The organism is Clavibacter lycopersici (assembly GCF_003576405.1).
GTDB classification, from domain to species: domain Bacteria; phylum Actinomycetota; class Actinomycetes; order Actinomycetales; family Microbacteriaceae; genus Clavibacter; species Clavibacter lycopersici.
This window is the reverse complement of record NZ_QWGT01000354.1, coordinates 1-2055: the sequence shown is the minus strand read 5'-3', so window position 1 is coordinate 2055 and position 2055 is coordinate 1. Positions and strand designations below refer to the sequence as shown.

The window sequence follows — 2055 nt, the reverse complement described above, 5'->3', positions numbered from 1 at the left end:
AGCAGCGCGGGCCACGGCGCCGCGTAGGCGCTCCCGCAGCCGACCGGCACGACGCGGGCACGCTCGCATCCGCGCGGCGCCGGGACGGGGGCCAGCGCGAGCGGGCGCACGTGGGGTCCTTCCCCGAGCGCGGCCAGGCACACCGCGCAGACGGCGCGGTCCGCCGCCCCGCATCCGGCGCAGCTCACCGGGGCCACCACCGCGAGCGCGTCGAGCAGGGCGGAGCGGACGGCCGGGGGGACGCGGGACGACGGGGTGGAGGCGGGCGACGGCAGGGGGATCACGCGCGGAGGGTCGCATGATCCCGAGCCGCTGCGGGGCCGGGCGACGGATCCGTGGATGGCCTCAGCGCTTGGTCGCCACGAAGGAGACGCCGGTGGCCGTCTGCTGCCACGTGCTGCCGCGGGGCGTGAGCAGGGCGCCCGTGCTCGTGAGGACCCGCAGGCCGCTCTCGTCGTTGGCGCCGGTGATCGAGACGCCGTCCGCCGCGGATCCCATGACCTTCGACGGACCGCCCACCTGGTGCACCTCGACCTGGCGCTCGCCGTCGGGCGCGAGGGTCAGGGTGGCGACGTCGAGCTCGTCGACCCACGTCGCGTCCAGCGGGGTGCCGGGGGACGCCAGGAGCTCGAGCGGGGTCGTCGTCAGGGACGTCGGGACGCCGCCGTCGCGCACGATCGACGCCACGAGCAGCTGCGGACCGGCGCCCGTCTCGAGCTGGACCAGCACGCGGGCGCCGTCGCGGGCGACCTCGAGCGAGACGACGCGGCCGGTGGCGGTCCAGCTGACGGCGACGGGGTGGCCGACGCCGTCCGGTCCCCAGGCGACGAGGCCGCGCGGATCCGACGCGGGCGTCGACCACACGTAGCCCTCCGCGTCGAGCGACGGTGCGACGAGGCCCGGGCGCGTGTCGAGGAGGACCGCGTCGCGCTCGCCGTCGCCCACCGACCACACGCCGGACGCGTTCCGCACCGCGGCCAGCGTGCCGTCCGCGCTGAGCGTCGCCGCGTCGGCCCCGAGCGCCGCCACGCGCGTGCCGAGGGTCCCGAGCGGGGCGACCTCTCCCCCGCCGAGGTAGCCGAACGCGCCCTGCGCGAGCACCAGCGGGCGCGACTCCGCCTGCGGGTCCTTGACCGGGGCGCGCCCGCCGAGGTCGGCCACGGTGAGGGGCGTGCCGTCGACGAGCATCTGCACGTCGAGCACGGACGGGATGTTGGACAGGCTCTGCCGCAGCTGCAGCTTCATCCGCTGCTGCGTGACGCCGTCGGCCGCGCGCGCCTCCGTGGAGAGGTCCACCTGCGGGGTGCCGCCCGCGGTCGTGACGGCCGACGACGCCAGGCGCGTGCCCTCCGGGAAGGCCGTGACGACCGCGGGCTGCGACAGCCACGGCGACGGGCCCTGCAGGAGGGACTTGACGATGCGCGTGCTGACGCTCTGGGACGCGCGCGTGACGAAGAAGCGGAGGTCCGGCACGAGGAACGAGAATGTCGGGTCGAAGAAGTACAGGGCGTGCGCGCTGAAGATCTCGCGGAAGTAGGTGGAGCGCAGCGCGATGCCGTCCGGTGCCTTCGCGATGCGCCACTCGCCGCGCTCCTGCACGAGCTGGAAGGACAGGCGCGTCTCCTGGTCGCTGCCGACCTCGCGGTAGTGGCCCTGCCCGTCGACCGTGGCGATGGTCGTGACGGAGAAGCTGTACGTGCCGTCGACCTCCTCCGAGGTGGCGGCCTGGCCCTCCCAGACGACGACGCTCGCGAACGGATCCCAGCGCGACGCGAAGTCGGACGAGAGGAACTGGCGCGCGACGCCGTACTGGTCGGCGGAGCTCGTGGCGGCATCGACGAACCCGGCGATGACGTCATCCGGGCCGTCGCCGGCCTGCGGGCCGTCGGGCTGGTAGCTGACGCCCGACTCGTCCGTGACGGTGGCGGGATCGCCCTCGGAGACGGGACCGCCGGACGGGATGGAGACGCAGCCGGAGAGGAGGACGGCGCAGGCGGCGGCGAGCGCGACGGCGGCCCCGCGGACGGAGCGACGCGGCGCGCGGCCCGCGCGGGG

General features: G+C 76.0%; 1 protein-coding gene and 1 pseudogene. Both read right to left on the bottom strand.

Annotated elements, in window-relative coordinates; all coding sequences use genetic code 11:
* A pseudogene (locus DZG00_RS17390) lies at positions 1-284 on the bottom strand (ComF family protein); the annotation flags it as partial.
* Between the two features lie 61 nt (positions 285-345).
* Positions 346-2055 (bottom strand): lipoprotein LpqB (gene lpqB / locus DZG00_RS14990; RefSeq protein WP_119455794.1); only part of this gene is annotated, 1710 nt, incomplete at its 5' end.